The sequence below is a fragment of the Desulfuromonas sp. genome (assembly GCA_002869615.1).
GTDB lineage: Bacteria > Desulfobacterota > Desulfuromonadia > Desulfuromonadales > UBA2294 > BM707.
Genome location: PKUH01000052.1, coordinates 1 through 25,530, shown reverse-complemented (window position 1 = coordinate 25,530; position 25,530 = coordinate 1). Strand labels below are relative to the sequence as shown.

General features: G+C 56.1%; 29 protein-coding genes. 25 read left to right on the top strand and 4 right to left on the bottom strand.

From position 1 onward, the window contains the following. Window positions 1-263: 263 nt before the first annotated feature. From C0623_05535 to C0623_05510, 6 genes are all read left to right on the top strand, one after another. The gene (locus tag C0623_05535; GenBank protein PLY01354.1) at window positions 264-665 is read left to right on the top strand and encodes a GxxExxY protein; all 402 of its coding nucleotides are present in this window, start codon (window positions 264-266) and stop codon (window positions 663-665) included. A gap of 36 nt (window positions 666-701) precedes the next feature. After that, window positions 702-3,137 carry an SMC family ATPase gene (locus C0623_05530; GenBank protein ID PLY01353.1) on the top strand — a complete coding sequence of 812 codons (2,436 nt, stop codon included), beginning with the start codon at window positions 702-704 and terminating at the stop codon, window positions 3,135-3,137. Window positions 3,138-3,272: 135 nt separating this feature from the next. After that, window positions 3,273-3,776 carry a hypothetical protein gene (locus tag C0623_05525; GenBank protein ID PLY01352.1) on the top strand — a complete coding sequence of 168 codons (504 nt, stop codon included), beginning with the start codon at window positions 3,273-3,275 and terminating at the stop codon, window positions 3,774-3,776. Window positions 3,777-3,954: 178 nt separating this feature from the next. Continuing rightward, window positions 3,955-6,267, top strand: a complete 2,313-nt coding sequence (locus C0623_05520) for an RNA-binding transcriptional accessory protein (GenBank protein ID PLY01351.1) — start codon at window positions 3,955-3,957, stop codon at window positions 6,265-6,267. Continuing rightward, window positions 6,264-6,494 (top strand): hypothetical protein, encoded by a 231-nt coding sequence (locus tag C0623_05515; protein PLY01350.1) that lies wholly within the window; start codon window positions 6,264-6,266, stop codon window positions 6,492-6,494. Before C0623_05520 ends, C0623_05515 begins: the two co-directional genes overlap by 4 nt. A gap of 178 nt (window positions 6,495-6,672) precedes the next feature. Further along, a complete protein-coding gene (locus C0623_05510) occupies window positions 6,673-7,053 on the top strand; it encodes a hypothetical protein (GenBank protein PLY01349.1) in 381 nt (126 codons plus the stop codon). Between the two features lie 12 nt (window positions 7,054-7,065). Here the strand turns inward: C0623_05510 and C0623_05505 are convergent, their stop codons facing one another. Further along, complete coding sequence (locus C0623_05505) at window positions 7,066-7,275, bottom strand: RNA-binding protein (protein ID PLY01348.1); 210 nt, start codon at window positions 7,273-7,275, stop codon at window positions 7,066-7,068. A gap of 236 nt (window positions 7,276-7,511) precedes the next feature. Here C0623_05505 and C0623_05500 point away from each other — a divergent pair, with 236 nt between their 5' ends. Genes C0623_05500 through C0623_05490 form a run of 3 tightly spaced genes read left to right on the top strand, consistent with a single transcriptional unit; the run spans window position 7,512 to window position 11,773 of the window. Next, window positions 7,512-8,993 carry an insulinase family protein gene (locus tag C0623_05500; protein ID PLY01347.1) on the top strand — a complete coding sequence of 494 codons (1,482 nt, stop codon included), beginning with the start codon at window positions 7,512-7,514 and terminating at the stop codon, window positions 8,991-8,993. Beyond that, window positions 8,990-10,429: an insulinase family protein gene (locus C0623_05495; GenBank protein PLY01346.1), complete on the top strand. Its 1,440-nt coding sequence runs from the start codon at window positions 8,990-8,992 to the stop codon at window positions 10,427-10,429. Before C0623_05500 ends, C0623_05495 begins: the two co-directional genes overlap by 4 nt. Further along, a complete protein-coding gene (locus C0623_05490) occupies window positions 10,430-11,773 on the top strand; it encodes a ribonuclease BN-like protein (protein PLY01345.1) in 1,344 nt (447 codons plus the stop codon). 35 nt (window positions 11,774-11,808) lie between these two features. Here C0623_05490 and C0623_05485 read toward each other — a convergent pair whose 3' ends face one another. Further along, the gene (locus C0623_05485; protein PLY01344.1) at window positions 11,809-12,528 is read right to left on the bottom strand and encodes a UDP-2,3-diacylglucosamine diphosphatase; all 720 of its coding nucleotides are present in this window, start codon (window positions 12,526-12,528) and stop codon (window positions 11,809-11,811) included. A gap of 60 nt (window positions 12,529-12,588) precedes the next feature. Here C0623_05485 and C0623_05480 point away from each other — a divergent pair, with 60 nt between their 5' ends. The 13 genes from C0623_05480 (at window position 12,589) to C0623_05420 (ending at window position 22,519) form a co-directional block, all read left to right on the top strand. Then, window positions 12,589-13,077 (top strand): nucleoside recognition protein, encoded by a 489-nt coding sequence (locus C0623_05480; GenBank protein PLY01343.1) that lies wholly within the window; start codon window positions 12,589-12,591, stop codon window positions 13,075-13,077. After that, entirely contained in the window at window positions 13,077-13,514 is a 438-nt protein-coding gene (locus C0623_05475; GenBank protein ID PLY01342.1) for a nucleoside recognition protein, read from the top strand. Before C0623_05480 ends, C0623_05475 begins: the two co-directional genes overlap by 1 nt. 33 nt (window positions 13,515-13,547) lie before the next feature. Then, entirely contained in the window at window positions 13,548-13,835 is a 288-nt protein-coding gene (locus C0623_05470) for a DUF1330 domain-containing protein (protein ID PLY01341.1), read from the top strand. 10 nt (window positions 13,836-13,845) lie between these two features. Beyond that, window positions 13,846-14,064 carry a tautomerase gene (locus C0623_05465; protein PLY01340.1) on the top strand — a complete coding sequence of 73 codons (219 nt, stop codon included), beginning with the start codon at window positions 13,846-13,848 and terminating at the stop codon, window positions 14,062-14,064. Between the two features lie 100 nt (window positions 14,065-14,164). Beyond that, entirely contained in the window at window positions 14,165-15,409 is a 1,245-nt protein-coding gene (locus tag C0623_05460) for a hypothetical protein (protein ID PLY01339.1), read from the top strand. Further along, complete coding sequence (locus tag C0623_05455; protein PLY01338.1) at window positions 15,355-15,705, top strand: hypothetical protein; 351 nt, start codon at window positions 15,355-15,357, stop codon at window positions 15,703-15,705. The genes C0623_05460 and C0623_05455 overlap by 55 nt, the downstream gene beginning before the upstream one ends. Window positions 15,706-15,747: 42 nt before the next feature. Continuing rightward, entirely contained in the window at window positions 15,748-18,036 is a 2,289-nt protein-coding gene (locus C0623_05450) for a copper-translocating P-type ATPase (GenBank protein PLY01337.1), read from the top strand. A 9-nt stretch (window positions 18,037-18,045) separates the two neighbouring features. Then, on the top strand, window positions 18,046-18,534 hold the full coding sequence (locus C0623_05445) for a TIGR00725 family protein (protein ID PLY01356.1): 489 nt from the start codon (window positions 18,046-18,048) through the stop codon (window positions 18,532-18,534). Next, a complete protein-coding gene (locus tag C0623_05440; GenBank protein PLY01336.1) occupies window positions 18,534-19,571 on the top strand; it encodes a phosphoesterase in 1,038 nt (345 codons plus the stop codon). Before C0623_05445 ends, C0623_05440 begins: the two co-directional genes overlap by 1 nt. Window positions 19,572-19,638: 67 nt before the next feature. Next, window positions 19,639-20,700 carry a hypothetical protein gene (locus tag C0623_05435; protein PLY01335.1) on the top strand — a complete coding sequence of 354 codons (1,062 nt, stop codon included), beginning with the start codon at window positions 19,639-19,641 and terminating at the stop codon, window positions 20,698-20,700. An 11-nt stretch (window positions 20,701-20,711) separates the two neighbouring features. After that, a complete protein-coding gene (locus tag C0623_05430) occupies window positions 20,712-21,443 on the top strand; it encodes a ribonuclease PH (GenBank protein ID PLY01334.1) in 732 nt (243 codons plus the stop codon). Continuing rightward, complete coding sequence (locus C0623_05425) at window positions 21,443-22,030, top strand: non-canonical purine NTP pyrophosphatase (GenBank protein ID PLY01333.1); 588 nt, start codon at window positions 21,443-21,445, stop codon at window positions 22,028-22,030. Before C0623_05430 ends, C0623_05425 begins: the two co-directional genes overlap by 1 nt. Before the next feature lie 75 nt (window positions 22,031-22,105). Beyond that, window positions 22,106-22,519 carry a nucleoside-diphosphate kinase gene (locus C0623_05420; protein ID PLY01332.1) on the top strand — a complete coding sequence of 138 codons (414 nt, stop codon included), beginning with the start codon at window positions 22,106-22,108 and terminating at the stop codon, window positions 22,517-22,519. A 173-nt stretch (window positions 22,520-22,692) separates the two neighbouring features. On the opposite strand, the gene C0623_05415 is transcribed toward C0623_05420, so the two are convergent. Both C0623_05415 and C0623_05410 read right to left on the bottom strand, forming a co-directional pair. Beyond that, complete coding sequence (locus C0623_05415) at window positions 22,693-23,361, bottom strand: hypothetical protein (protein PLY01331.1); 669 nt, start codon at window positions 23,359-23,361, stop codon at window positions 22,693-22,695. After that, a complete protein-coding gene (locus C0623_05410) occupies window positions 23,358-23,567 on the bottom strand; it encodes a hypothetical protein (GenBank protein PLY01330.1) in 210 nt (69 codons plus the stop codon). The genes C0623_05415 and C0623_05410 overlap by 4 nt, the downstream gene beginning before the upstream one ends. 81 nt (window positions 23,568-23,648) lie before the next feature. Here C0623_05410 and C0623_05405 point away from each other — a divergent pair, with 81 nt between their 5' ends. From C0623_05405 to C0623_05395, 3 genes are all read left to right on the top strand, one after another. Next, the gene (locus tag C0623_05405) at window positions 23,649-24,134 is read left to right on the top strand and encodes a hypothetical protein (GenBank protein ID PLY01355.1); all 486 of its coding nucleotides are present in this window, start codon (window positions 23,649-23,651) and stop codon (window positions 24,132-24,134) included. Between the two features lie 2 nt (window positions 24,135-24,136). Beyond that, window positions 24,137-25,000 carry a hypothetical protein gene (locus C0623_05400; GenBank protein ID PLY01329.1) on the top strand — a complete coding sequence of 288 codons (864 nt, stop codon included), beginning with the start codon at window positions 24,137-24,139 and terminating at the stop codon, window positions 24,998-25,000. Between the two features lie 425 nt (window positions 25,001-25,425). After that, the coding region (locus C0623_05395) for a 23S rRNA (adenine(2503)-C(2))-methyltransferase RlmN (protein ID PLY01328.1) at window positions 25,426-25,530 on the top strand (105 nt) is incomplete at its 3' end.

The window sequence follows — 25,530 nt, the reverse complement described above, 5'->3', positions numbered from 1 at the left end:
TCGTGAGGCAAAAGGTTTTGGTTCAAAGCCAGGAAAAGACATTAGCTTCGTGATGACTTCATGATCAAAGCGGATAAAGGCCGAGATTAAAGGTTTGGTTTACATCAGGAAGTTATCAAGGAATTTATCGTGAGGCAAAAGGTTTTGGTTCAAAGCCAGGAAAAGACATTAGCTTCGTGATGACTTCATGATCAAAGCGGATAAAGGCCTCGATTAAGCCTTTGGTTAAAACAGGATGTGATCGACGAATATAAACAGCTTAAATGGAGGGGGAAATGTACAAGGAGACCGAACTGACGGATAAAATTATCTGTTGTGCGTACAATGTGCACAACCATCTTGGAAGCGGCTTTCTCGAAAAGGTTTACGAAAATGCCCTGCGGATCGAGTTGGAAGATATGGAGTTGAAAGTTGCCCAGCAAGAACCGATTCGAGTTCTCTATAAAGGGCAACCGGTCGGAGAGTATTTTGCTGATTTAATCGTCGAGGATAAAGTCGTGCTTGAATTGAAAGCCCTTGAGAATTTATTGCCGGCGCACGAGGTGCAACTCAAGAACTATCTGCAAGGATGTCGTCGGGAACTTGGTCTGTTAATGAATTTTGGCAAAAAAGTTGAGGTGCGTAGAAAGTATGTCGCAGCAAATTTTGGTTGCGCTACATCATGAAGTCATCAAGGCCTTTATCGTGAAGCAAGAAAAATAATGCAGATTCTCTCGATCCACCTGAAAAACATCAAGTCACACCGCGAACTCGATCTCGTTTTCTCGCCCGGGATCAACGTCCTCTCCGGCGCCAACGGGGTCGGCAAGAGTACCATCTTTGAGGCGATCGGCTACGCCATGTTCGGCGTCGACGCCCGGGACTTCGTCGGTAATATCGACCGCTTCGTCACCATCGGTGCCAGGAAGGGCGAGATCGCCGTCGTCTTCACCATCGACGACGAACGCTACCGGGTCAGCCGCACCGTCGGCACCCCGGCCAAGTGGCTGCTTGCCAGGGAGGTCGGCGGCGACTTCGAAGTCGAGGAACACAAGGACATCAGGGAGACCGAGGCGCGGCTCAAGGAGCTGCTCGGCCTCGAAGGGGGGCGGCCGCTGGCCGAACAGTTCGAGCTGGTGATCGGCCCGTTCCAGAACGAATTCCTCGGCCCGTTTGTCGAGAAGCGCCCGACGGCGCGGCGCAACAAGTTCGACGAGATCCTCGGCATCGACTCCTGGCGCAAGACCTTCAGCGACACCAATGCATTGCTCAAGGCGATCCAGAACAAGGTCGAGGTTCTCGAAGGGTCGATCGGCCCACTGCAGGACCAGGTGGAAAAGCTGCCGGGAAAGCGCGACGAGCAGAAGGCGGCCAAGAAAGAGTTGACCGCCACCGAGGACAATTACAAGAAACAGCAGAAAGAACTGAAAGAACTGGAACTCCGCCTGACCGACATCGACAAGCGTGAACTACGGGTCAAGGATCTCGGTTTCGAGATCGACAAGCTCAAGGAGCGGATCGGCAACGGCAAGGAGAAAGTCGGTAGCCAGAAGGCGTTGATCAGCGAGGCCGAAAAGGCGAAGCAAATCGTCGCCGAAAACGCTGCCGGTAAGGAAGCCTATGAGCAGGCTGAAAAGCGTCTGCATGAGCTGCGCGAGCAGGTCAAGATACAGCGCCAGCTGGAGAAAGAACTCGCCGATCTGAACGCCACGGTCAGCAGGCTGGCCGCGCAGTACCAGGCCGAGGAGAAGGCGATTGAACAGGCCGGCAAGGATCTCACTGCCGAAGAAAAGACTCTAACTGAAAAGCGCACATCCCTCGCGGTCGATGAAGCGGTCACCAAGCTGGCTACCCGACTACCGGAGATCCGTGAAACCCTGAGCAAAACACGGACACAGCTCGGGCAGTTGGACGGCCGGCGGGTCGGGTTGGAGGAAGGGCAGGAGAAGCTGGGCGAAGGAATCTGCCCGTTCTTCCAGGAGCCGTGTAAAAACATCGCTGACAAGCCGCCGGGGGATGTCTTCTCCGGTAAGCTCGCCGATCTCGACCAGAAACGGCAGCGGCTGCAGGCTGAAATCAAGACGCTGGAAAAAGAGGAAGCCGAGGCGAATGCCGCAAGCGAGAGCATCAAGGCGTTCGAGGTGCAGCTCAAGGGGCTCGACGAGCAGGAGAAGAGCCTGGCTGGCAAGCGTGAGGCCAATCAAAAACGATCTGCCGGTCTGGAGAGCCTGAAGAAGGAACAGGACGAAGCACAGAAGCAAGTCATTGAAAAACAGAAAGTGCTGGGAGCTTACAATAGACTGCAGGCCGATATCGAGGTATCCGAGGCCGAACAGAAAAAACACCAGGCGTCCCGTGATCTCTTCGTTGCCAACCAGGAGCAGGCGGCCAAGCTGGAGAGCCTGCAGAAGGACTTAAAGAAGTTCGAAACCCTGCTGACGCAATTGCAGGACGAACTGGCCGGCAAAGAGGATGAACTGAAGACCGCCGGCAAGGACTACGATGCCGACCAGCACCAGGCGCTGAAGCTACAGAAAGATACGTTGCGGCAGGAGGTCGGCGCCCTTGGCCAGAAAGTCGAAGGGCTTAAGGCCGATGTCGAACGGCTGACCAACGAGATCGACCGGCTCAAGCAGCTGGAAAAGGAGATCGCTGAGAAGAAGGCGCAGATCAAGGCCTACGGCGAGAAGGAAGAGCTGGTCAAGTTCCTGCGCAACCGGGTGTTCAACAAGGTCTCGGCCTACCTCTCCGAACGCTTCCGCGAGGAGATCAGCCAGCGCGCCAACCGCATCTACCGGATCATCGCCGAGGTCGACGAGGAGCTCGCCTGGGGGGAGGACTACCGCATCGTCCTCCGCGACATGGAAGATGGCGAACTGCGCGAGCGCTACGACGACCAACTCTCCGGTGGCCAGACCATGAGCGCCGTTGTTGCCCTGCGCCTGGCGATGTTGCAGACCATCGGTGCACGGATTGCCTTCTTCGACGAGCCGACCAGCAACCTCGATGTGACCCGGCGCGAGAACCTGGCCCACGCCTTCCGCGCGATTGATGTTGGAAAGGAAGAGGTGACCGAGCACTGGTACGATCAACTGTTCCTGATCAGTCATGACGTCGCCTTTACCGAGGTGAAGGATCAGATCTTGGTTTTGGAGTAAAAGAACAATTCGGGGACACATAACTTATGTGTCCCCGAATTGTTCTTTACCAAACCTTTATCGCTCCTTTATCCAAAAGCTATCGGGCCGGGATATAATCCTCCTAAAGATCATATCAATGCGGAGGTCTGCCGAATGAGACAATTCATCATGATACTTGCTGCCTTGCTGATGCTGACACCCGGCGTCACAGCGACGGAAAATCCAATCGAAGTCGGAACGGTGAACTGGGGGCGCGATCTCGACAAGGCTTACGAACTAAGCGGCCAGAGCGGCAAACCGGTTTTTGTGCTCTTCCAGGAAGTTCCCGGCTGCAGCGGCTGCCAGGATTTCGGCCGGATCGTGCTCTCCAACCCGCAACTTGTCGAGGTGATCGAGACTGAATTCTATCCGGTGTTGGTCTACAATAATCGAAGAGGCAAAGATCGACAACTGCTCAAGCGTTTTGGGGAACCGGCCTGGAATTTTCAGGTCATCCGCTTCCTCGACGCGCAAGGGCAGGACATCATTCCCCGCAAGGATCGGGTCTGGACAATTGATGCCCTGGCAGCGCGGATGATCGAGACGTTGCAGTCAGTCGGCCGCCCGGTGCCGGAGGCGCTCAAGACGCTGGCCGAAGGGAAGGCTTTTGGTAATTAATCCCGGTTTATCAATGGGAATAAATCCCCAAGGGATGCGTCCCTTGTTCAGTTTTGTTCTGTCAAAATTATTGACGCAAAAGACAAGATTATCCTCCTGGAAATCGCGGCGTATATGCTAAACTCCCCACCCTGAAACACCCTCACATCACCACCGGTTCGTAAAGGAAACAGCACGCATGTCAGAAGTCGCAGTATTCTCCCCGCTTACCATCCTGGTCGAAGAGACCGGCCTGCAAACCGCCCAGGTCAAACAGACCGTCGCCCTGCTCAACGAAGGGTCGACGGTGCCGTTTATCGCCCGTTATCGCAAGGAGGCGACCGGCGAGCTCGACGAGGTGCAGATCCGCCATATCCAGGAGCGCCTCGAGTATCACAATGTACTGCATGATCGCCGGCAGACGATTCTCAGGTCGATTGACGAGCAGGGCAAGCTGACCGATGAGCTGCGGGCCAGGATCGAAGCGACCCGGCAGAAAACCGAGCTCGAAGATCTCTATCTGCCGTATAAACCGAAACGGCGCACCAGGGCACTGATCGCCCGCGAACGTGGTCTTGAACCGTTGGCCGAACAGCTGCTGGCGGCGACCGGCTCCGGCCCGGCTGCCGGGCAGATTGCCGAGGCGTTTATCAACCCGGAGCTCGAGGTTGATTCGGTGGAAGACGCCCTCGCCGGCGCCGGGCATATCCTTGCCGAGCATTTCGCCGATGCGGCCGAGGCGCGGGCGTGTGTGCGCACGTTGAGCTGGGAGCAGGGGGTCTTCTGTTCGCAGCCGGCCCGGGGCAGGGAGGGGAGTGTCAGCAAGTACGAGATGTACTACGATTTCTCCGAGCCGCTCCGGCAGATTCCCTCGCACCGGATGCTGGCGATGCGGCGCGGCGAGAAGGAGGAGGTGCTCCGCCTCCGCCTTGAGGCCCCGGAAGAGGAGATCTGCGGCCGCCTGCACCGACTGCTGGTTAACGAAGATAGCTGCTACGGCGATTATTTGCGGGCGGTCATCGCCGATGCCTACAACCGGCTGTTGGCGGTCTCGATCGAGGTCGAGCTGCGCCTGCAGGCGAAAAACGCGGCCGACGAAGCGGCGATCAAGGTCTTTGCCGAGAACCTGCGCAATCTGCTCCTGGCCGCGCCGGCCGGCAGTCAACGGGTGCTCGGCATCGACCCCGGCCTGCGCACCGGATCGAAGCTGGCGGCGGTCGATGCAACCGGCCGCTTTCTCGAGCATGTCACCATCTACCCGCACGCCGGCGGCAGCGCCAAACTCGAAGCGGCCCGCACCGCACTGCTTCGCCTGATCAGGAGTCATGACATCGAGATGATTGCCATCGGCAATGGCACCGCCGGTCGCGAGATGGACCAGTTCACCCGCGGCTGCCTCAAGGAGGCGGGTCTCAAGCTGCCGGTGGTCATGGTCAGCGAAACCGGTGCCTCGGTCTACTCGGCCTCCGAGATTGCCCGCGCCGAGTTCCCTGATCTCGACCTGACCGTGCGCGGGGCGATTTCGATCGCCCGCCGCCTGCAGGACCCGCTCGCCGAGCTGGTCAAGGTCGACCCGAAGAGCATCGGAGTCGGTCAGTATCAGCACGATGTCAACCAGACGGCGTTGAAAAAAGCACTCGACGAGGTGGTCGAGTCGTGCGTCAACTTCGTCGGTGTCGATCTCAACACCGCCAGCTGGGCACTCTTGAGCTTCGTCTCCGGTATCAGTGAAGCCCTGGCCCGGGCGATTGTTCAGTATCGTGACCAGCATGGCGCCTTTCGCCGTCGCGACCAATTGCTCAAGGTTCCCCGTTTCGGGCCGAAGGCGTACGAGCAGGCGGCCGGCTTTCTGCGGATCCGCAATGGCGAGCAACCTCTCGACAATACGGCGGTCCATCCGGAGCGTTATCCGCTGGTCGAGCGGATCGCCGGTGATCTCTGTCTTTCGCTGCCGGAGCTGATTGCCCGGCCGGGCGAGCTCATGAACATTGACCTGCAGGCCTACGTCAGTGACGATGTCGGCCTGCCGACGCTGCGCGATATTGTCGCCGAGATGAAAAAACCGGGCCGCGACCCGCGGGAGAGCTTCGTCAATACCAGTTTCCGCGAAGATGTCAGCGCAATCGGCGATCTGAAAGAAGGGATGCGTCTCAACGGCATCGTGACCAACGTCGCTGCCTTCGGCGCTTTCGTCGATATCGGCGTGCATCAGGATGGCCTGGTGCATATCAGCCACCTCGCTGATCGCTTCGTCAGGGACCCGAACCAGGTGGTCAAGGTCGGCCAGCAGGTTCAGGTCAAGGTCCTGTCGGTCGATATCGCGCGCAAGCGGATTGGTTTGAGCATGCGCAGCGATGCTGCCGAAAAATCATCCGGGCAGACCCAGGCTGCGCCGCAGAAACAGCAGCGAACGGAGCGCAAGAAAAACAGCAGGCCGGAGCCGCAGAAAAATGCGCCGATGACTGACCTGGCGGCCGCTTTCGCCAAATCCGGGTTTAAAGTGAAAAAATGAAAATGACAACGTTTGACCATCGGCAGTTGCTCGAGCTCGCCCGGGCGCGGATGCCCTACGGCAAGCACGCCGGTCTGTTGCTGATCGACCTGCCGGAGCCGTATGTCGTCTGGATGGCGGGCGAGGGATTCCCGCAAGGGAAACTCGGTGAAATGTTGCGGGCGGTCTACGAGATCAAGGTCAACGGCCTCGAGTACCTGTTCGACCCGTTGCGGCCCGGCGGCTGAGGTCCGTCGTCCGGTTCTTGCCTCAGACTTTCGGAAGTGCTATAAGGGTTCAGTATTATTCAGTTTAAACTGATTGGCGGGGGGAATGCTCTGAACCGAATCACTTTAAAGATGTCATCTCCTGCTGGAAAACAGGTGACTTCTTGTTGTGATGATTAGATGACCGGCCGGGGTGAAGATGAATACCGTACAAATTGTTTGTCCACATTGTGATTACAGCAAGAGTGTCGGGCGTGAGAAAATCCCGGCGGGAACCAGAAGTATCACCTGTCCCAAATGTCAGCAGCGGTTTGAGTTTGCGCCGGATGATGATTTCTCCTTTGCCGGGGACGGTGCGGCGTCTGCCGAATCGCCGCGCTCGCTCAGCAAGGTTGCGCTGCTGGTGCTGACTTTTTTTCTCGGCGGGGTCGGCGGCCACAAATTTTACCTGCGCAAGTATCTGCAGGGGCTGATCTACCTGCTCTTTTTCTGGACCGGGATCCCTTCGCTGGTGGCCCTGGTCGAATTTATTCTCTATGCCTTCAAGAGCGAGACCGAGTTGCAGCGGACCTATTTATAATCAGGCTGCTGTCTATACCACTTCGATCGTCTCTTCCATGCACTCGACCGTCTGACCACGCCGGATCTTGCACCGCTTGCGCAGCTCGATCTCACCATCGACCAGCACCTGGCCATCGGCGATCAGCATTTTGGCGATGCCGCCGCTGCCGGTGATGCCGATCAGCTTGAGCAGGCTACAGAGTTCGATATAATCGTTTTCGTTCAGTTCAAAGGTCTGCATGGTCAATCCTTCCGGTGACAGGGCGGTAGTATAGTCTGATTTGCTGGTCCGGTGAAGGGCTAATCTCCGGTTCGGGTCAATCGTTTGCGCTGGTGATGACCGTCATGCCTACTGTCATAATCGGCAATCCATTTCCGTTCTTCTCCCCCTCGACCAAATCCGGTCAATAGTGTATATTTTTATAAATACGAAATTTTGAATTATTCAAACCCTATATAAACCGGAAAGATATAAAGATGTTACGAAAATTACTGTTGCCACTTCTGCTGCTTTTCCTGCTCCCTGCTGCCGTATCGGCAATGAAGCTTGAGGAGAAAGTGCAGGAACATACCTTTGCCAACGGTCTCAAATTGCTGGTGGTTGAACGGCATGCCTCACCGACCTTTGCTGCCTATATCACCCTCGGGGTCGGGGCGGTCGATGAAACCAGCCGCAGCCGGGGGGCTGCCCACCTGCTCGAGCACATGCTGTTCAAGGGGACAAAAACCCTCGGCACGACCGATTTCGCTGCAGAAAAACCGCTGCTGGAGCAAATCGAAACTCTCGGCAACCGGATCGATCTTTTGAAGGTCGACCCGGAGGGCGACCCGGCGGAGCTGCAACGCCTGCGCGACGAGCTGGCGGCGCTGCAGCAGGAGCATAAAAAGTATGTCGTCAAGGATGAGTTCTCACGGATCTATTCCGAGAATGGTGGCACCGGCTACAACGCTTTTACCAGCAAGGACCAGACGACCTATATCATCAATCTGCCGGCCAACAAGCTCGAACTCTGGGCCGCGATCGAATCAGACCGGATGAAGAACCCGGTCCTGCGAGAGTTCTATACCGAGCGCGATGTTATCCTCGAAGAGCGGCGGATGCGCTACGAGAGCAGCCCGCGCGGTCTCCTCTATGAAAACCTGATTGCCAATGCCTTCAAGGTGCACCCTTACCGGAATCCGATCATCGGCTGGAACTCCGATATCGCCAACCTGACGCTGCCGGAGACCAGGGATTTTCTGCAGCGTTATTATGCTCCGATCAATACGGTGATCACGATCGTCGGCGATGTCGATTTCACCGAGGTTGTTGCCATGGTCGATCGGTATTTCGGTGATATCGACAGTGGCGTCAAGGTTCCGCCGGTGGCTGAGGTCGAGCCGCCGCAGAAGGGGGAAAAGAGGGTTGAAATCGAGTTTGACGCTGAACCCTCGATGGCGATTGCCTACCACAAGCCGACCATGCCGAGTCGCGAAGATTATGCATTCGATCTGATTGACATGCTGCTCAGCGGCGGCCCGACTTCGCGGCTCTATCGCTCTCTGGTTGTCGACAAGCAGATTGCGTCCCGGATCGGCACCTACGGCGCGCCGGGCTCACGTTATCCGAACCTTTTTGTGATCAGCGCGGTGCCTTTCCCCGGCAAAATCAGCGAGGTCGAACAGGCTATTTACGCTGAACTGAAAAAATTGGCTGAAGAGCCGGTCAGCCCCGAGGAAATCAACCGGATCCGCAAGCGGTTGCGCACCGATCAGGTCCGCTCACTCAAGAGCAACAGCGGTCTGGCCCGGTCACTGGCCTATTTCCAGGTGGTAGCCGACGACTGGCGCTACCTGGTCGAGTATGACAAGAAGATTGCCGAGATTACGACCGAAGAGATCATGCAGGCGGCGCAGAACTATTTCCGGCAACAGAATCGTACGGTGGTTGTCCTGTCGAGGGAAGACGGGGTGATATGATGTTGCGAATCTCTCTGCTTGTCCTGCTGCTCGGCCCGCTTCTCGCCTGTTCGGCGCCGGTCCAGAAAACGGTCCGGCCCGATCAGCTTGATTTCCCGGCTCTTGAATTCGACGTCCCTGCAATTGAACAGACCCGTTTGTCCAACGGCATCCGGGTCTATCTTCTCGAAGACCAGGAGTTGCCGCTGGTCGAGGTGACCGCGATGATCGGCGCCGGCTCGATTTCCGATCCGGTTGAGCTCGATGGACGCGGTGAACTCTTTGCCGGATTACTGCAGGATGGTGGCGCCGGTGAGCGTGGTCCGAAGGAGCTTGAAGACTACCTTGAAGGGCTCGCCATCGACTTCGGAGTGGCAACCGATACCTATATGACGACGATCGATCTTTCCCTGCCGAAGGAGGATGTCGCGGCCGGCTTGCGTATTCTCGATGATGTGCTGCGACGGCCCCGTTTCGATGCGAAACGTCTCGAATTGTTGCGGCGACAGATGCTCGAGAACATCCGGCGGCGTGACGATAATCCGGGTTCGATCGCCTCCCGGGTTTTGAATGAGACGATTTATGCCGATCATCCGTTCGGCCGGACCTCAACCGTTGAGTCGGTTTCGGCGATCACGCGCGATGATCTGCGCACCTTCCATCGTCGCCACTTTACCCCTGATAATCTGTGGCTGGCGATCAGCGGTGATTTCGACCGTGAATCGATGCTGGCCGAGCTCGAGAAACTTTTTGTTGCCTGGCAGCCGGCAGATCATCTTGGTCAACCCTTGCCGATGATCCGGCCAGGTCTCGAGCCGGGGATCAGGGTCTTTGAAAAGGATGTTTCGCAGACAACGATTCGCCTTGGACATCTCGGGATCAGCAAGGACAATCCCGATCTGCACGCGATCCGGGTGATGAATTTTATTCTCGGCGGCGGCGGGTTCAACTCCCGGATGTTACGTGAGATCCGCTCAAATCGGGGTCTCGCCTATTCGGTTTATTCCTATTTCAAAATTGGCCGCAAACTGCCAGGATCGTTTATTGCCGGCAGCGAGACCAAGTGTGCGAGCACGGTTGAAGTCGTGCGCCTGATGCTCGATGAAATCGAGAGGATCCGGACCGGGCCGGTCAGCGCCGAAGAGTTGGCCCTGGCCAAGGAGAGCCGGATCAATTCTTTTGTCTTTGCCTTTACCGACAGCCACCAGGTTCTGACCCAGCAGGTTCGACTCGATTATTTCAACTATCCCGAGGACTACCTTAAGACCTACCGTGACAAGATTGCGGCGTTGACCAGGGAGGACATCCTCCGGGTCGCCCGTGAGTACCTCAAGCCGGATCGACTGGTGATTGTTCTGGTCGGTCGTTCGGCCGAATTTGGCGACGGTCTCGATTCCCTCGGCCGCCCGGTTTTTCCAGTACCGACGGAAAAGACCGCAGCAGGGATCAAGGAGTAAATGATGGCTGAGGGGGTGCGAAAAAAAACCGGAGATCTGCGCAGGTATTTTGCCACAACCCTGTGGGAGATGGAGCTCGACTCTTTGCCGATATTGCAGAGAATAGGCGTCTGGCTGTTGCGGGTTGCAGCTGTCGTTGTGCGTGGTTTCGGTAAAGACAACTGCATGATGCGGGCCTCGGCCCTGACTTATGCGACAATGCTGGCGATCGTGCCGTTGCTGGCTTTTGCTTTTGCCATCCTCAAGGGGCTCGGTGTTCAGAACCGGCTCGAACCGATCCTGATCGAAAACCTCGCCGTCGGCTCCGAAGCGGTGGTGACCCAGATCTTCCATTACATCGACAATACCAATGTTGCCCGGCTCGGTACGGTCGGCCTGGTGATTCTTCTGTTGACGGTTCTGGCCCTGTTGTCGAACATCGAAAAATCATTCAACCATATCTGGCATGTCGGCGAGACCCGTTCGATCATCAGGCGTTTTTCCGACTACTTTTCCGTCCTCGCCTTCGGCCCGCTGCTGTTGGTCGCCGCTGTTTCAATGACCGCGACCCTCGAGACAATGTCGATCGTTCAGGAGCTGCTCGGTGCCGAAGTCGTAGGTGGGCTGATCAGCTTCTCCTTCAAAATACTCCCTTATCTCGCGATGTGGATCGCTTTTACCTTCCTGATGCTGTTTATGCCGAATATCCGGGTGCGGATTCCGGCAGCGGTAGTCGGCGGCATCTTCGGTGGCACCTGCTGGCAACTCAGCCAGCTCGGTTACGTCGGTTTTCAGGTCGGGGTCGCCCGTTACAACGCTATTTACGGAACCATGGCGGCGCTGCCGATCTTTATGGTCTGGATCTATATCTCCTGGGTGATTGTTCTGCTGGCGGCCGAAGTCACCTATGCGGCGCAGAATCTCGGGCCGATTGGCCGCGAAATCCGGGGCAACCGGGCCTGGCTGCACCAACAGGATTTCGGCGCCCTGGCAGTCCTGCTGGCGACGGTCCGCTTATTCAGCCGCGGTAAAAAAGCTATCGATCGTTACCAGATTGCCGACCGGCTTGACCTTGCGGAATCACAGGTCCGTTCTTTTATCGAGCAGCTGACCGAGAGCCGTCTGCTTGTCCGGGTCGAACATGGCGAAGGCGAGTATGCCTATCAACCGGCCTGCGCACCCGAGCGGATGCAGGTTGCGGATGTGCTCAAGCAGTTACGCGGTCAGCTGCCGGCGGGCCAGGATGAAGAAGGGATGATCGACTGGCAGCTGATCGGTGGTCTTGCCGATACGCTGGGCAAGGCCGAGTCCGAGGAACTGCAGGGGCTGACCCTGGATGATCTGGCGAAGAAGCTTGTCGACTGACGGCGCTTTTTTATGAGGCGGATGTTGCCCCTGAATTACTCGCCGCTGTCGGTTTCAAGCCTGAATTTGCCATCTTCACAGACAGCGTAGGAGTACTGGGTAATCCAGTCGCCGAGAGCAATGATCGTTCCCTGGTCACTCTTTTCGCAAAGGGGTTGGTGAAAATGTCCGGTGATCACGGCTGCACAGCCGTTTTCAAAGTGCGGCCGGGCATGGTTGATCAGTTTTTCTCGCGGCGCGCTGTCGACCTCCCGCCCGGCCCGACTCCCGGCGCTTTTGTTGGCGCCCCATTCGGAAATTCGCCAGATCAAGTTGACCGGAAGGATGTGCGCAAGAAAGCGGGTCAAGCGGCTGCGCAAAAGTCGCCGCAGCTTGTGGTAACCGGTATCATCCGGATCGACCAGGTCGCCATGTGCGACATGAATCTGCAGCCCGTCGCAGTCGGCATCACCGCCGTCGGGCAGGACCGTGCAGCCCATAACCGCGGCGAAGTAGGGGGCGAGGTAGAAATCGTGATTGCCCTCGACATAGACGATTTTGGTGCCGCCGGCCTGAAGCTGCCTGAGCATTTGCAGCATCGGCTGATACGGTGCAAAGTTTTCGAAGCGGCGGCCGATCCAGAACTGGAAGATGTCGCCGAGCAGGAAGAGGGTGCGGATCTCTCCGCCCTGGCGCGACAGAAAAGAAAGCAGTCTGCGGTAATTTTCGTCCTGCGGATTACGCAGGTGGGCATCGGCTATAAAGAGGTCGCGCATGCGAGCAACTATAGTGGAGCCGGTGGCTTTTAGTCAAGCGGTCAGGTTGAATGGAAAGGTTTGAAATTGCAGGACAATAAACAACAAGTCAGCGAGCTCGATGCGCCCGCGATTCCCGATCTCAAAACCCGGCTGAGCACCGGGTTTCGGTCGGGGCTCGAGACGGCCATCCGGATGATTATCTGGATTCTGCCGATCTATGTCGTCGTCGACCTTCTCAAGGGGACAACCTTGCTGAATTCCCTCGGCGAAGTCTGTGCCCCGGTGATGGTTCTGTTCGGCCTGCCGGGAGAGGCAGCCTTCGCTTTCGTCGCCGCCTTTCTGGTCAATCTCTACGCTGCGATCGCTATTATGGTGCCACTCGAACTCTCCCCGTGGCAGGTCACCCAGTGCGGGCTGATGATGGGGATAGCTCATAACCTGTTGCTCGAAGGTGCCATCCTCGGCAGTACCGGGGTGCGGGCCGGCGCGATTACCCTCTGTCGTCTTGCCATCGCCATCCTGGCCGGTTTGATCCTGCATGGCCTGCACCTGATCGGGGTCGCCTGATGGATGCCTTGTTGACCGCGGTGGGGGGGGCTTTGGCCCTCGGGCTGAAACTGTTGCTGATCATCGTGCCGGTGGTTGTTCTCTTCGAGGTGTTGCGCCACATGCCGGTCTTTCGGCGGGCCGGCAATGCGGTTGAGCCATTGATGCGCGGCATGGGGTTAACCCGAAATGCGGCGGTGCCCCTTTTTACCGGGATTTTTCTCGGCATTTCGTATGGCGCCGGCATCATTATCCGGGTCAGCCGGGAAAAAAAACTGCCGAAACGGGAGCTGTTTCTGATCGGCCTGTTCATTGCGACCTGCCACGCCGTGGTCGAGGATATCCTGATCTTTGTCGCGATCGGTGGCGACGGGCTGGTGATGCTCGGCCTGCGGATGCTCCTGGCTGTGGTGATAACGACATTGATCGCCCGTCTCTGGCGGCAACGCGCCGATTAACAATCAGCTGATCCCGTAAATGGAGGTGTGATAATGGCGGCATATCTGATCGGTCAGATCAATATTATGGACGAGGAGTTATGGCAGCAATATGTCGACGGGGTCCGGTTGTCACTGGTTCCGTATTCTGCCGAGATCGTTTTTCGCGGCCGACAGGCGGCCGTACTGGCCGGCGAAAATGATCGCGACCTCGTCGTGGTGATCGCCTTCCCCGATCGGGATGTTGTCGAAAAATGGTTTGCATCTGCTCAATATCAATCATTGATCCCGCTCCGGGATCAGGCGGCTGATGTTGTTATTACAATATATGACACCTATTGATGGAGGAAACATGCCTTTTGTTAATGTCAAAATCACGACCGGCGCAACCGCGGGACAGAAAGAAGAATTGATTGAAAAAATGACGCAGGTTCTGGTTGATGTGCTCGGCAAGAATCCGGCTTCGACTCACGTGGTGATAGAAGAAGTTCCGCCGGAGAGCTGGGGCGTCGGCGGCAGAAGCGTGGCCAAATTACGCGCGGCCGGCAGCGGCACTGTATCGGCAAAATAATCAGTTTGTCACGGTCGGGAGAGGGACAAATTTTCCCACTTCACCGCTAATCCTGTTATAGTGTCTGCAACGATTGAACTGACTTTTTTGACGGAGAAAGATGGACGAGCAATTTCAGGATTTTGTCGATTTCGAGGAGAGCAGTCATCTCGAGCTGGCTCAGATTTCGCTCGACCGTGGCGATGATGAGACCGCTCTTGAACTGGCAGAAGAGTATCTCGAAAAGAATCCTCTGAATATCGAAGCGCTGAATATCTGCGCGGTCGCGGCGACCAATACCAAGGATTATCCCAAAGCGATGGTTCTGTATCGGACGGCGCTGACTTATGACCCGAAGAACGGCGCGATTCATCATAATTTCGGTGTCTTGCTGGAGAAGCTCGGGTATTTGCCGGAGGCACTGCAGCATCTCGATCAATCGCTGGAACTGCAACCCGATTTTCCGGAAGCTTATATCAATCGGGGCAATATCCTCGATGAACTTGGTCAGACTGAAGATGCCCTGAGCATGTATGATGAAGCTTTGCGGCGCATGCCCGATGCCGCCGAGGCCTATTACAACAAGGGATACGCCCTCAACCGGCTTGGTCGTTTTGAAGAAGCGGTTGACAGCTTCGAGCAGGCGCTGGCAGCCAACTCCGCTGATACGGCCAGTATGAACGGCCTCGGCTACGCCCTGTCCGGGCTTGACCGGGATGCCGAGGCGATTGCCTGTTATGATCAAGCGATCGACAGGAGTGGTGATTTTGCGACCTATTACTACAATCGCGGGCTTTCACATGCGCGATTGAATAATATCGATGCGGCCCTTGCCGATTTTGACATGGCGATGAAACTCGATCCGGAGTTTGGCGAGGCCCTGCTCGAAAAATCGACCCTGCTTTTTGATGCAGGTCGTGAGGACGAAGCTTTTCGCTCCCTCGAAGAGGCTGACCGGGTGACGCCCGACAGCCCGGAGCCACCTTTCTACAAGGCGATCCTGCTTGAACGGCAGGGCGAGCTGGAGAGGGCTCTCGATCAACTTGAAGTCAGCCTGGGTCGTGATCCCGACTCGGTTTATACATTAAACAACAAAGGCAATGTGCTGATGGATCTCGGCCAGCTCGATGAGGCGCTGGCCTGCTTCGATGCAATTCTTCAGCGGTCGGTTCGTTACCCGCTGGCACATTACAACCGGGCCTGTGTTTTTGCCCGGCAGGGTAAGGTTCAGGAAACCATTGAAGAACTCGACATTGCCTCGCGCCAGGACGTCCAGTTGCTTGAGGACGCCAGGAAAGATCCCGATTTCGAATGGCTACACAACAATCCCTCTTTCCAGAAATTGATCAACCCGAAGAAGGCCTGAAGGGTACCGGCGGCAAACCGCTCGCTTATGTCGAGCTGCCGGTTCATGGCATGAGCTGCGGCAAGTGTGTTGCCAAGCTGACCGAAGCCCTGCAGGCGATCGACGGAGTGCATGAAGTCAACGTCCTCCTCGAGGAGTGCCTGGCGAAGGTCCACTACGATGAAACGGTCGTTGCTGTTCCGCGGCTCGAACAGGGGATCGTCGATACCGGGTTCTCTCTTGAGCCGTTGCCGGTTGCACCGGAAGCTGGCGATGATGATTCTGTTGTCGATGCCGGGCAGCAACCGATCAATTAAGCGAACAGCGAAAAAGAAGAGGTCACTTCCGAACCCGCCGCCGTGATTGAAGAGGCTTCGGCGGAAACGTCTGATCCGGTTTCCGCAGTCGATGAAAAAGAGCTGGCGGCGCTGGTTGCGCGGGATGAGCAGGACGATTTTTTTCGCGAGGCCGACCGGGAAAAAATCCGTTTCAATGTCTATGGCATGACCTGCGCGACCTGTGTCGGCACTGTTGAGAAAAAACTCCGCGCTGCAACCGGCGTCGATGACGTTTATGTCAACCTCGCCAATGAAACGGCGACGGTATTTTATGATGCCTCGCTGACCGGCGAAGAGGCACTGTTCTCGGTTGTCGAATCCGCCGGGTACAAGCCGGTTGGCGAAGATGAATCGGACGGGGTAGCCAGCCTCGAGGCGAAGCGGGAACTTCACTGGCTGATTTTTGCCGCCGCCCTGTCGCTGCCGATTATGCTGCTGATGTGGTTGCAGCCTTTCGGCCCGGCGACCCAATGGGTCAACATGGCTCTGGCGACGATTGTCCAGTTCTCGGCGGGGCTCGCTTTTTATCGCGGTGCCTGGACCTCGATCCGCAATATGTCGGCCAATATGGATGTGCTGGTCGCTCTCGGCATTACTGCGGCCTATGGTTATTCGATGCTTGCTGCCACCCGGTTGTTCGGGCTGTCCGGTGAGGTTTTTTTTGAAACCAGCGCCATGCTCATTACCTTTATCCGGTTTGGCAAGTGGCTCGAGGCCCGGGCCAAGGGCCAGGCGACCCGGGCGCTGAATGAGTTGCTCGAGTTGCAGGCCGACCGGGCCGTCGTTCTGGTTGATGGCACAGAAAAGGATATCGCGGTCAGCGAGGTCGAGGTTGGCGACACCCTGGTGATCCGGCCGGGCGACAGGATTCCGGTCGATGGCGAGGTCGTTGACGGCCGTTCGGCGGTCGATGAGTCGATGTTGACCGGCGAACCGGTCCCGGTCGCCAAGGAGCCGGGTGACGATCTGACCGGGGCAACCATCAATGGCGGCGGCCGGATGCTGATGCGGGCGACCCGGATCGGCGAGATGACAGTTCTGTCGAGCATCGTGCGCATGGTCGAGGAAGCCCAGGCCGACAAGGCACCGATTCAACGGCTTGCCGACAAGGTGGCCAATGTTTTCGTGCCGGTTGTCATCCTGGTTGCCGGCTGTACCTATGCCGTCTGGATCTTCAGTGGCGCCGAGTTTGTCTTCGCCTTCCGGATGGGGGTTGCGGTTCTGGTGATCGCCTGCCCGTGTGCTCTTGGCCTGGCAACACCAACGGCGATCATGGTCGGGAGCGCTATCGGGCTGCAGTCCGGCATCCTGATCAAGAAAGCTTCTGCCCTGGAAAATATTGCCCGGCTCGACACCCTTATTTTCGATAAAACCGGGACTTTGACCCACGGCGATTTCCGGGTCGCCGAGCTGGCGCATGCCGAAGGGGTGAGCAAGGATGAAATGCTCCAGCTGGCAGCTTCGGCCGCACAAATCAGTTCACATCCGCTCTCCCGGGCGATAGTTGCCTGGGCCGAACAAAAAGGGATTCGCTATCCGCAGGCGATCAATGGCGAAGAAGTCGGCGGTCAGGGCGTCTCCTGTGAAATTTCCGGCGAGCGGGTGCTGCTCGGCAGCCGCAAGCTTCTTGAGCAACATCACGTCAGCATGCGCGGCCTGGTTGTGCTCAGCCGTGAGCTCGAGGGCGAGGGGATGTCGATTGTCTATCTCGCGGTTGGCGACCAGAACCTCGGAATCATCGGTCTGCGCGACAAGCCGAAAGAGGGGACTGCCGAAGCAATCACCCTGCTGCAGCACGATGATATTGAGTGTGTGATGTTGACCGGCGACCGGCTTGAGCCGGCCGAAGCGGTGGCGAAGCGCCTTGGCATTAAGTCGGTCGAGGCCGAGGTTATGCCGGGTGAAAAACAGGAGGTCGTCGCCCGTTACCAGGAGCAGAACCGCCAGGTCGGCATGGTTGGTGATGGCATCAACGATGCGCCGGCTCTGGCCCAGGCCGATGTCGGGATTGCCGTCGGCAGCGGTACTGATGTGGCGCGGGAGACAGGTGATATCGTACTGGTCCGTGGCGATGTTCGTGATGTCGTGCGGGCCGTTCGCCTCGGCCGGAAGACCCTGGTCAAGATCAAGCAGAACCTGTTCTGGGCCTTCTTCTATAATGTCATCGGGATCCCGTTGGCCGCCGGTGTCCTCTATCCTGCATTCGGACTGTATCTCAAACCCGAATTCGCCGGACTGGCAATGGCTTTTTCGAGTGTTTCGGTTGTCACCAACAGCTTGCTTCTCAAGCGGGCCCGGAGACGCCTGTAACAGGATATGATGAACGGGGTTGCCCATCGTAAAATAGTCGTCGGAGTGATTGGCGCATCCAGTGCCTCGCCGGAAGGGCTGCAGCTGGCGACCGAGGTTGGCCGTCTGATCGCGGAAAAAGGCGGCGTGCTTGTCTGTGGCGGCCTCGGCGGAGTGATGGAGGCGGCGGCGCGTGGATGCGCCTCGGCCGGCGGCGAGGTGCTCGGCATTCTCCCCGGACCGCAGGCCAGCGATGCCAATGCATTCGTCACCCTGGCCGTACCGACCAACATGGGCCATGCCCGCAATGTTATTATTGCCCACACCGCGCAGGTTCTGATTGCTGTCGAAGGTGAATATGGCACCCTTTCGGAAGCGGCTATTTCACTCAAGCTCGGGAAAAATGTTGTTGCTTTACGACCGCAGTATGAACTCGCCGGAGTCTCGATCGTCACGACTGCGGCTGAGGCTGTCGATAAGGCGTTTGCCGTTCTAAACCGTCTGCAGGAGGATAACTGATGTCCGAACGAATGGAGTGCTCGCGTGAATTCTCGGCGCAGATCCTCGAATACGTCAGAGGCAAAGGCAAGATCCTGATTGTCGCTCATGACAACCCCGATCCCGATTCCCTGGCTGCGGCCTTTGCCTTGCGTCAGCTCTTCGAGGTCAAGGAGAACCTTACAGCGACGATTACTTTCGGCGGCATCATCGGTCGGGGCGAAAACCGGGCGATGGTCGAAGGCCTGGAAATCAAGGCGGTCCCCTTGGAGCAACTCGATCTCAATCAGTTCGGGGTCGTCTGCATGGTCGATACTCAACCCGGCACCGGCAACAACTCCTTTCCTGCTGATCGCAAGGTTCATATCGTGATTGATCATCACCCGCTGCGCGAGCAGACCAGGGAGTGTGCCCTGTATGATGTCAGGGAAGAATACGGGGCCGCGGCCACGGTCCTCTATGAATACCTCCTCGCCCAGGAAATTTATATCGGCACCAAGCTGGCGACAATCCTCTATTATGCGATCAAGTCCGAGACTCAGGATCTCGGACGGGAATGGACCCAGTACGACAAAACCGCTTATCTCAACCTGCTTCAATTGAGCAATAATCGCATTCTCTACGACATTGCCCATTCGCAGGTGCCGCGGGAGTATTTCACCTATTACAACCGGGCGATTGAAAATGCGCGACTGTACGGGTCGGTTATGGTCTTTAACCTTTACGATGTCGACAACCCCGACGTTGTTGCTGAAATGGCCGATTTCCTTCTGCGCATGCAAGAGGTCGAAGTGGTCCTCGGCATGGGACGGTTCCGGGAAAAGGAAATCCTCTCGCTGCGCACATCATCACACGATATTCTCGCCGGAAAAACGATGCAGCAGGTTGTCGACAAGCTCGGCACGGCGGGCGGCCATGGCATGGTTGCCGGAGCCCAGATTGCTCCGATGAAAGGTAATCGATCGGTACTCCATGATCTCGAAAAGACCCTGACCCGGCGGCTGCTTACAGCCCTTGAGCGCCCGCTGGTAAAAAGTGAACCGCTTGTTTGTTCCTGATCATCTGCTTTCATTGACAGTCGTTTCGCAACTGCGGTATAACTGACCGGTTTTTCGGTGAGGATTTATGCGAATTATCCTGGTTATCATAATTTTTCTGTTTGCTTTTTACGCTCCGGTCCGGGCTGCTGTCGAGTTGGCTGTTGACGGTCAGCCGCCGGAGTCGATCGAAGAAGTCTATCTGCGTGAAGGGGTCTCCTTTCTCGCGATTGACGATGTTTTGCCGGTTCTCGGACTCGGCGGATCATGGGATGCCGTAAACCATATTTACCGGATTCTGACGCCGCGGGGGACAGCCGTGATTTCACCCGGCAGTCACTTCCTGAAACTGGGCGAGCGCTATATTCCCCTCGATAAAAAGCCGCGCTTTATCGATAGCCGCCTGCGGGTCAGTGAAGGGTTCGTGACCCGCCATCTCCCCGACCTGCTCGGTGAGCGGATTTATTACCGCAATCTTGATCCGCAGTCGACGGCTGACCGGGGTGGCGGATCGGCCCTTGATCGGCTATTCTCTTTTCTTTTGCGGAAAAAGAATCCGGCGGACGGTCCTGTTTTACGGGCTGTGGCAATCGATCCCGGACATGGCGGCCCTGACGCCGGTTCTATCGGTGATGGAGGGGTCAAGGAGAAGGACGTGACCCTTGCCGTTGCCGAGTCACTGCAGAAACTGATCAAGATGCAGCTTGGCATACCGATTTACATGACACGCGATGACGATTATGGCCTGACCCCCGAGGAACGGCTGAAACCGGCGACCCAGCCGGACGTTGACGCCCTGTTGTTGCTGCACGCCCAAGCCGCTCCCGACTACAAGCCGCAGGGGATCCATCTGTATGTTCGCCGGACCGAAGCGTTGCCGGAACAGGCCATCCAGACCGATGACAAGGATAGCCTCCGGCTCGCCGAGAGCCTGGCCGATTCCCTCAGGAATGCCGGTTTGACGGTCTATCCTATTGTCAAGGCGCCGCTGCTGCCACTCGGGCAGGGAGATTTGCCGACCGTGCTGATTGAAATTGGCTACCTGACCAACCCGGCTGACCGGATGCTATTGCAGGACGAGGAAGGACAGGTCAAACTTGCCAAAGCCCTGTTCAACGGCCTCAAGGAGTTCGGCTCAGCCCGCAAATAGAGGAAGAATAAATGACAAGTCAACAGCAAAGACATGACGGCCGCGCTGACAACGAGTTGCGGCCGGTCTCTTTTGAAACCGGGTATACCCGGTATGCTGAAGGTTCGGTTCTCGTCTCTTTCGGGGAGACCCGTGTATTGTGCAACGCGACGGTTGAAGAGTCGGTTCCGCCATTTCTGCGTGGACGGGGACAGGGCTGGGTGACCGCCGAGTACGCCATGTTGCCGCGGGCAACCCATCAGCGGAGTGCCCGGGAATCGATCCGCGGCAAGGTCGGCGGCCGGACCCATGAAATCCAGCGCCTGATTGGCCGTTCCTTGCGTGCCGTCGTTGACCTGAAAGCGTTGGGCGAACGCTCTGTCCAGATCGACTGTGATGTCCTCCAGGCTGATGGTGGCACCCGGACCGCTTCGATTACCGGCGCTTACGTTGCCCTCTGCCTCGCCATTAAGAAACTTCAGGCCGATGGGCTGCTCGCGAAAAGTCCGGTCAAGGATTCGGTGGCGGCGATCAGTGTCGGAATCGTTGACGGCGTGCCGTTACTCGATCTTGACTACAGTGAAGATTCAACCGCTGACGTCGACATGAATTACGTGTTGACCGGTGACGGCAGATTTGTCGAGGTCCAGGGAACTGCCGAGGAGGTGCCGTTCACGATCGTCGAGATGGATGCCTTGCGTGATCTCGCCCTTGCCGGTTGCGCCGAGCTGAATCGATTGCAGCAGCAGGCGCTGGCCGACTGATGAAGGAACTGGTCGTTGCAACCGGAAACAAGGGGAAGCTCAGGGAGATTTCCCGTCTGCTTGAACAGTGTGACTACCTGGTCATCGGGCTTGATGCTTTTCCCGACGCCCCATCGGTTGTCGAAGATGGCGATACCTTTGCCGCCAATGCCCGCAAAAAAGCCGAAGCGATTGCTGTTCATAGCGGCAAGTTGACCCTGGCTGACGATTCCGGACTGGTGGTCGAATGCCTCTCCGGTGCGCCCGGAGTCCACTCGGCCCGTTATGCCGGGGCGACCGCCACCGATGCCGACAATAATGCCAAACTGCTTCGCGAGATGGAAGGTATTCCGGATGCGCAGCGGGGGGCGGCGTTCTGTTGCGTGATGGCCCTGGTCGCGCCGGACCGTTCCTGCCGGATCTTTGCCGGGGAGTTGAAGGGGACGATCCTGCAGCAGCCGCAGGGCGATGGCGGGTTCGGCTACGATCCATTGTTCATGGTGCGGGAATACGGCAAGAGTCTGGCCGAATTGCCGCTTGATCTGAAGAACCGCATCAGCCACCGGGGTCAGGCGCTGAAAAAACTGATGGCTGAACTGGAAGGTTGACATTCTGCCGGCGGTGATGCTAAAAGACACCGCCTTTAAACGACTCGCAAGAGCACAACAGGAGGATTTAACGAAATGGAACGTACGTTTGCGATTATCAAGCCGGATGCCTTTGCCGCCGGAAACGCCGGTAAAATTCTTGCCCGGATTTATGCAGAAGGATTCAAGGTTGTCGGCATCAAGAAACTTTATTTAAGCAAGGTCGAAGCCGAAGGCTTTTACGCCGTTCACAAGGAGCGCCCGTTTTTCGGCGAGCTGACCGACTTCATGAGCAGCGGGCCCTGTATCGTCATGGCTCTCGAAGCCGAAGGCGCGATCAAGAAGTGGCGTGATCTGATGGGTGCAACCAATCCGGCCGAAGCCGAAGAGGGAACCCTGCGCAAGGAGTTCGGCGCGTCGATCGGTGAAAACGCAACCCACGGTTCCGATGCACCGGAAACCGCAGCGTTCGAACTCGGGTACTTCTTCAACGGCCTCGAGCTGCTGTAACAAGAGCGCAAACAGATTCAAGCGAATGGGACCGGCCGCAAGGCTGGTCCTTTTTCGTTGAGGGCTGACCCGATCGTGAAGGCATAATCGATCCGGAAATATTTGAAAAATTGGTGCGAGGTTCCAGTTGGACATCGATTTTAGCCAAGATGATTCATCGATTTTTCCCCTTATCACATTGCCTGATCGAGCAGAGTAATGACCGCAAAGCGTCTTTGCGCCACCCAGTCATTGAATTCATCCTGGTTTCTCACCTGCCCAAAGCGCACCGCTGTGCTGTTCTCATCATAAAGTAGTTGTCGCTTTGCCGCCGCTTCTTTTGGTGTCTGACCGGTATAATCCTTTGCCTGGCTGTCAGCACCGGCCGTAAGCAATCTTTTGACGACTTCGGGATGCAGGTTTTCAGATGCTAAGAAAAGCGCCGTTTTCGATTCGGATGCACTGCCGCTCTTATCAAACTCGGCACCGTGTTCAAGCAAAAGCTCGACCCCTTCTAGCAGGCCGCGCTCTGCTGCCAACTGTAATGGGGTTCTGTAGTCAGCTGTTAAAGCTTCGATATCGATTCCTTTGCCAATGAGAAACTTCATTATTTTGACCCGTGAGTTTTTTATGCTTATGTGCAGTGCGGTATCACCATACAGGGACTTGCTACCCATCCCTGGATGCTTGTGGTAAGCGTTCAGGATGAATAGTGGCATTTGTGTACTCAGTTCCTGAACTTCCTGAAAATCACCATCCCTGACGGCTTCGATCAATTGCTGGTGACGATTGCCGAAAAACCAGCTGACAAGAAATACGAGAATGACAAGGAGCGGTATGAGAGTGACGAGAATTTTCTTCATGCGCTCTCCTGCTGGTTTGTTGAGCCTTTTGTCATGGAGATTTTGCCGATTATCATGCTTCCATAAAAGAAATGGTGCCGAAAGAAGCCAAGAATACAATCCCCTTCGCGGAGAATCAAGGCAGACAAACTCTTTGCATTGTGTTTAATCGTTCGATCAGTGGCTATTTGTTGCACTTCTCTGATTATATTAAAGCAAAACGTCATGTTTTAGTTGGCATCCTCGTCAGCAAAAAGTAGTATGAAGCTCTATTAATTGTTGCGTCGCACAAAGGCGGTTTTATGGAAATTGAAATACTCTATTGGTATTGGCTGGTCTTTGGCATGATCCTCATCCTGTCAGAGATATTTCTTGCCTCGTTTACTGTTTTATGGTTTGGCCTGGGAGCGATCCTTGTTGGTCTTCTCTCCTGGGTGGGAATAAGGCCGGAGATCGAGTATCAACTCTTGATGTGGGCCACGTTCTCGGTCGGGTTTACCATCGCCTGGTTTAAGTGGGTCAAGCCAATGTCAGGTGACCGGACAATGGCCGGAACTTCACGCGAAGCTTTTCTTGGAGAGAGATGTCTTGTTATTAAAGCGCCAGCCGACGATGCCCGGGGGACCGTCCGTTTCAGTGTTCCCATTCTGGGCTCTGACACCTGGACCTGTATCGCGAAAGAGCCGGTCAAGGTTGGCGATACCGTTATCGTTGATGATGTCCATGGCAATACAATCATAGTCAAACCGGCTGTTCCGCAAAACGAAACCATAAACAGGAACGTGGGAGAATAGATATGGAGCTGTTAATTGTTGTTGTATTTTTTGTCATTGTCGTAATTGTCACAATTGCAATGGGCGTGCGGCTGGTTCCACAGGGGAGCAAATCGGTTGTTCAGCGTCTCGGGAAATACCACAGAACCCTGAGCCCGGGCTTGAATATCATTATCCCTTACATCGACAATGTGGCGCATAAGGTATCAACAAAAGATCAAATCATCGATACGTCAAAACAAGAGGTTATTTCGCAAGATAATGCCGTTCTGGAAGTGAATGCGGTCGCTTTTATCAACATAGTCAGTCCGGAGAAGGCTGTCTACGGAATTGAAAATTATTATATGGGTATCCAGAACCTTGTGCAGACAACCTTGCGGTCAATAATCGGGGAAATGAAGCTCGATGAAGCGTTGAGCTCGCGCGATCAGATCAAAGCCAAGTTGAAAGAAGGCATCTCAGACGACCTTGGTGATTGGGGAATCACCCTGCGCGGAGTTGAAATCCAGGATATTAATCCTTCGGTGACGATGCAGCAAGCGATGGAAGAACAGGCTGCAGCAGAAAGGGCCCGGAGGGCAACAGTCACGAAAGCAGAGGGACAAAAAGAGGCCGCCGTCCTGGAAGCAGATGGTCGCCTGGAGGCTGCCAAGCGTGATGCCGAGGCCAAAAGAGTTCAGGCTGTAGCCTCGAAGGAGGCGATCAAGGTCGTTCTTGAAGCGACCGGTGAAGGGCAGGGCGCTCTTGCCGTAGGTTACCTGATCGGTGAGAGCTACGTTAAAGCGATCAAGGAACAGGCTTCAAGCGCTAATGCCAAAACAATCTTGCTCCCGGCAGATCTCCAGTCAGCGATTGGCGGTTTAATAAAGGGCGTAAGTAACCCTTAGGAAAACCGGAAAGTGCGAACTTCTGCACGCTAAAATGATCAGGGCTGGCAGCCAGGTATTTACATGGAGATTTGTATTAAGCGGCAAGCAACAGCCATGTCCGTTTGTTCCGTTTACGTTCTCTTCTGTATGAATAACCTTCTGCATGTCGGCTTATTCCAGGACGGGACAGCATACTAAGTCATGCTGACTGCAACTGGTTTATCACGACTTTCCTTACATGCCCGCTTTTAGCTATTCAGGGTTTTTTTATATGCTCTCCCGGTTTTACGGTTCATCCGTGAGATCTCTTAAGACCCTGCTCTCCCTGGCGGCTTTGCGTCTTTGCGACTGACCTTGTTTTCCATCATTACGGGTTGAGCTTATATAGCCCTTCGGCTACAATTCGATGGTCTTTTTTTTGCCTGGCAGGAAATGATTTGATAGTGACGAAAGTCGACATAAAGGAACTGACGCCGACTCAACTGGTCGAATTCCTCGGCGGATTGGGCAAGGAGAAATTCCGGGCCGGGCAGATCTTGCGCTGGGTT

Excerpts from the sequence above, each read along its gene's own strand:
- C0623_05430 (PLY01334.1), top strand. The coding sequence starts at position 20,712 with ATGACAAGTCAACAGCAAAGACATGACGGCCGCGCTGACAACGAGTTG.
- C0623_05460 (PLY01339.1), top strand. The coding sequence starts at position 14,165 with ATGGACGAGCAATTTCAGGATTTTGTCGATTTCGAGGAGAGCAGTCAT.
- C0623_05425 (PLY01333.1), top strand. The coding sequence starts at position 21,443 with ATGAAGGAACTGGTCGTTGCAACCGGAAACAAGGGGAAGCTCAGGGAG.
- C0623_05490 (PLY01345.1), top strand. The coding sequence starts at position 10,430 with ATGATGGCTGAGGGGGTGCGAAAAAAAACCGGAGATCTGCGCAGGTAT.
- C0623_05515 (PLY01350.1), top strand. The coding sequence starts at position 6,264 with ATGAAAATGACAACGTTTGACCATCGGCAGTTGCTCGAGCTCGCCCGG.
- C0623_05500 (PLY01347.1), top strand. The coding sequence starts at position 7,512 with ATGTTACGAAAATTACTGTTGCCACTTCTGCTGCTTTTCCTGCTCCCT.
- C0623_05530 (PLY01353.1), top strand. The coding sequence starts at position 702 with ATGCAGATTCTCTCGATCCACCTGAAAAACATCAAGTCACACCGCGAA.
- C0623_05470 (PLY01341.1), top strand. The coding sequence starts at position 13,548 with ATGGCGGCATATCTGATCGGTCAGATCAATATTATGGACGAGGAGTTA.
- C0623_05435 (PLY01335.1), top strand. The coding sequence starts at position 19,639 with ATGCGAATTATCCTGGTTATCATAATTTTTCTGTTTGCTTTTTACGCT.
- C0623_05535 (PLY01354.1), top strand. The coding sequence starts at position 264 with ATGGAGGGGGAAATGTACAAGGAGACCGAACTGACGGATAAAATTATC.
- C0623_05400 (PLY01329.1), top strand. The coding sequence starts at position 24,137 with ATGGAGCTGTTAATTGTTGTTGTATTTTTTGTCATTGTCGTAATTGTC.
- C0623_05495 (PLY01346.1), top strand. The coding sequence starts at position 8,990 with ATGATGTTGCGAATCTCTCTGCTTGTCCTGCTGCTCGGCCCGCTTCTC.
- C0623_05465 (PLY01340.1), top strand. The coding sequence starts at position 13,846 with ATGCCTTTTGTTAATGTCAAAATCACGACCGGCGCAACCGCGGGACAG.
- C0623_05420 (PLY01332.1), top strand. The coding sequence starts at position 22,106 with ATGGAACGTACGTTTGCGATTATCAAGCCGGATGCCTTTGCCGCCGGA.
- C0623_05505 (PLY01348.1), bottom strand. The coding sequence starts at position 7,275 with ATGCAGACCTTTGAACTGAACGAAAACGATTATATCGAACTCTGTAGC.
- C0623_05525 (PLY01352.1), top strand. The coding sequence starts at position 3,273 with ATGAGACAATTCATCATGATACTTGCTGCCTTGCTGATGCTGACACCC.
- C0623_05510 (PLY01349.1), top strand. The coding sequence starts at position 6,673 with ATGAATACCGTACAAATTGTTTGTCCACATTGTGATTACAGCAAGAGT.
- C0623_05475 (PLY01342.1), top strand. The coding sequence starts at position 13,077 with ATGGATGCCTTGTTGACCGCGGTGGGGGGGGCTTTGGCCCTCGGGCTG.
- C0623_05440 (PLY01336.1), top strand. The coding sequence starts at position 18,534 with ATGTCCGAACGAATGGAGTGCTCGCGTGAATTCTCGGCGCAGATCCTC.
- C0623_05520 (PLY01351.1), top strand. The coding sequence starts at position 3,955 with ATGTCAGAAGTCGCAGTATTCTCCCCGCTTACCATCCTGGTCGAAGAG.
- C0623_05485 (PLY01344.1), bottom strand. The coding sequence starts at position 12,528 with ATGCGCGACCTCTTTATAGCCGATGCCCACCTGCGTAATCCGCAGGAC.
- C0623_05445 (PLY01356.1), top strand. The coding sequence starts at position 18,046 with ATGAACGGGGTTGCCCATCGTAAAATAGTCGTCGGAGTGATTGGCGCA.
- C0623_05415 (PLY01331.1), bottom strand. The coding sequence starts at position 23,361 with ATGAAGAAAATTCTCGTCACTCTCATACCGCTCCTTGTCATTCTCGTA.
- C0623_05410 (PLY01330.1), bottom strand. The coding sequence starts at position 23,567 with ATGACGTTTTGCTTTAATATAATCAGAGAAGTGCAACAAATAGCCACT.
- C0623_05455 (PLY01338.1), top strand. The coding sequence starts at position 15,355 with ATGGCTACACAACAATCCCTCTTTCCAGAAATTGATCAACCCGAAGAA.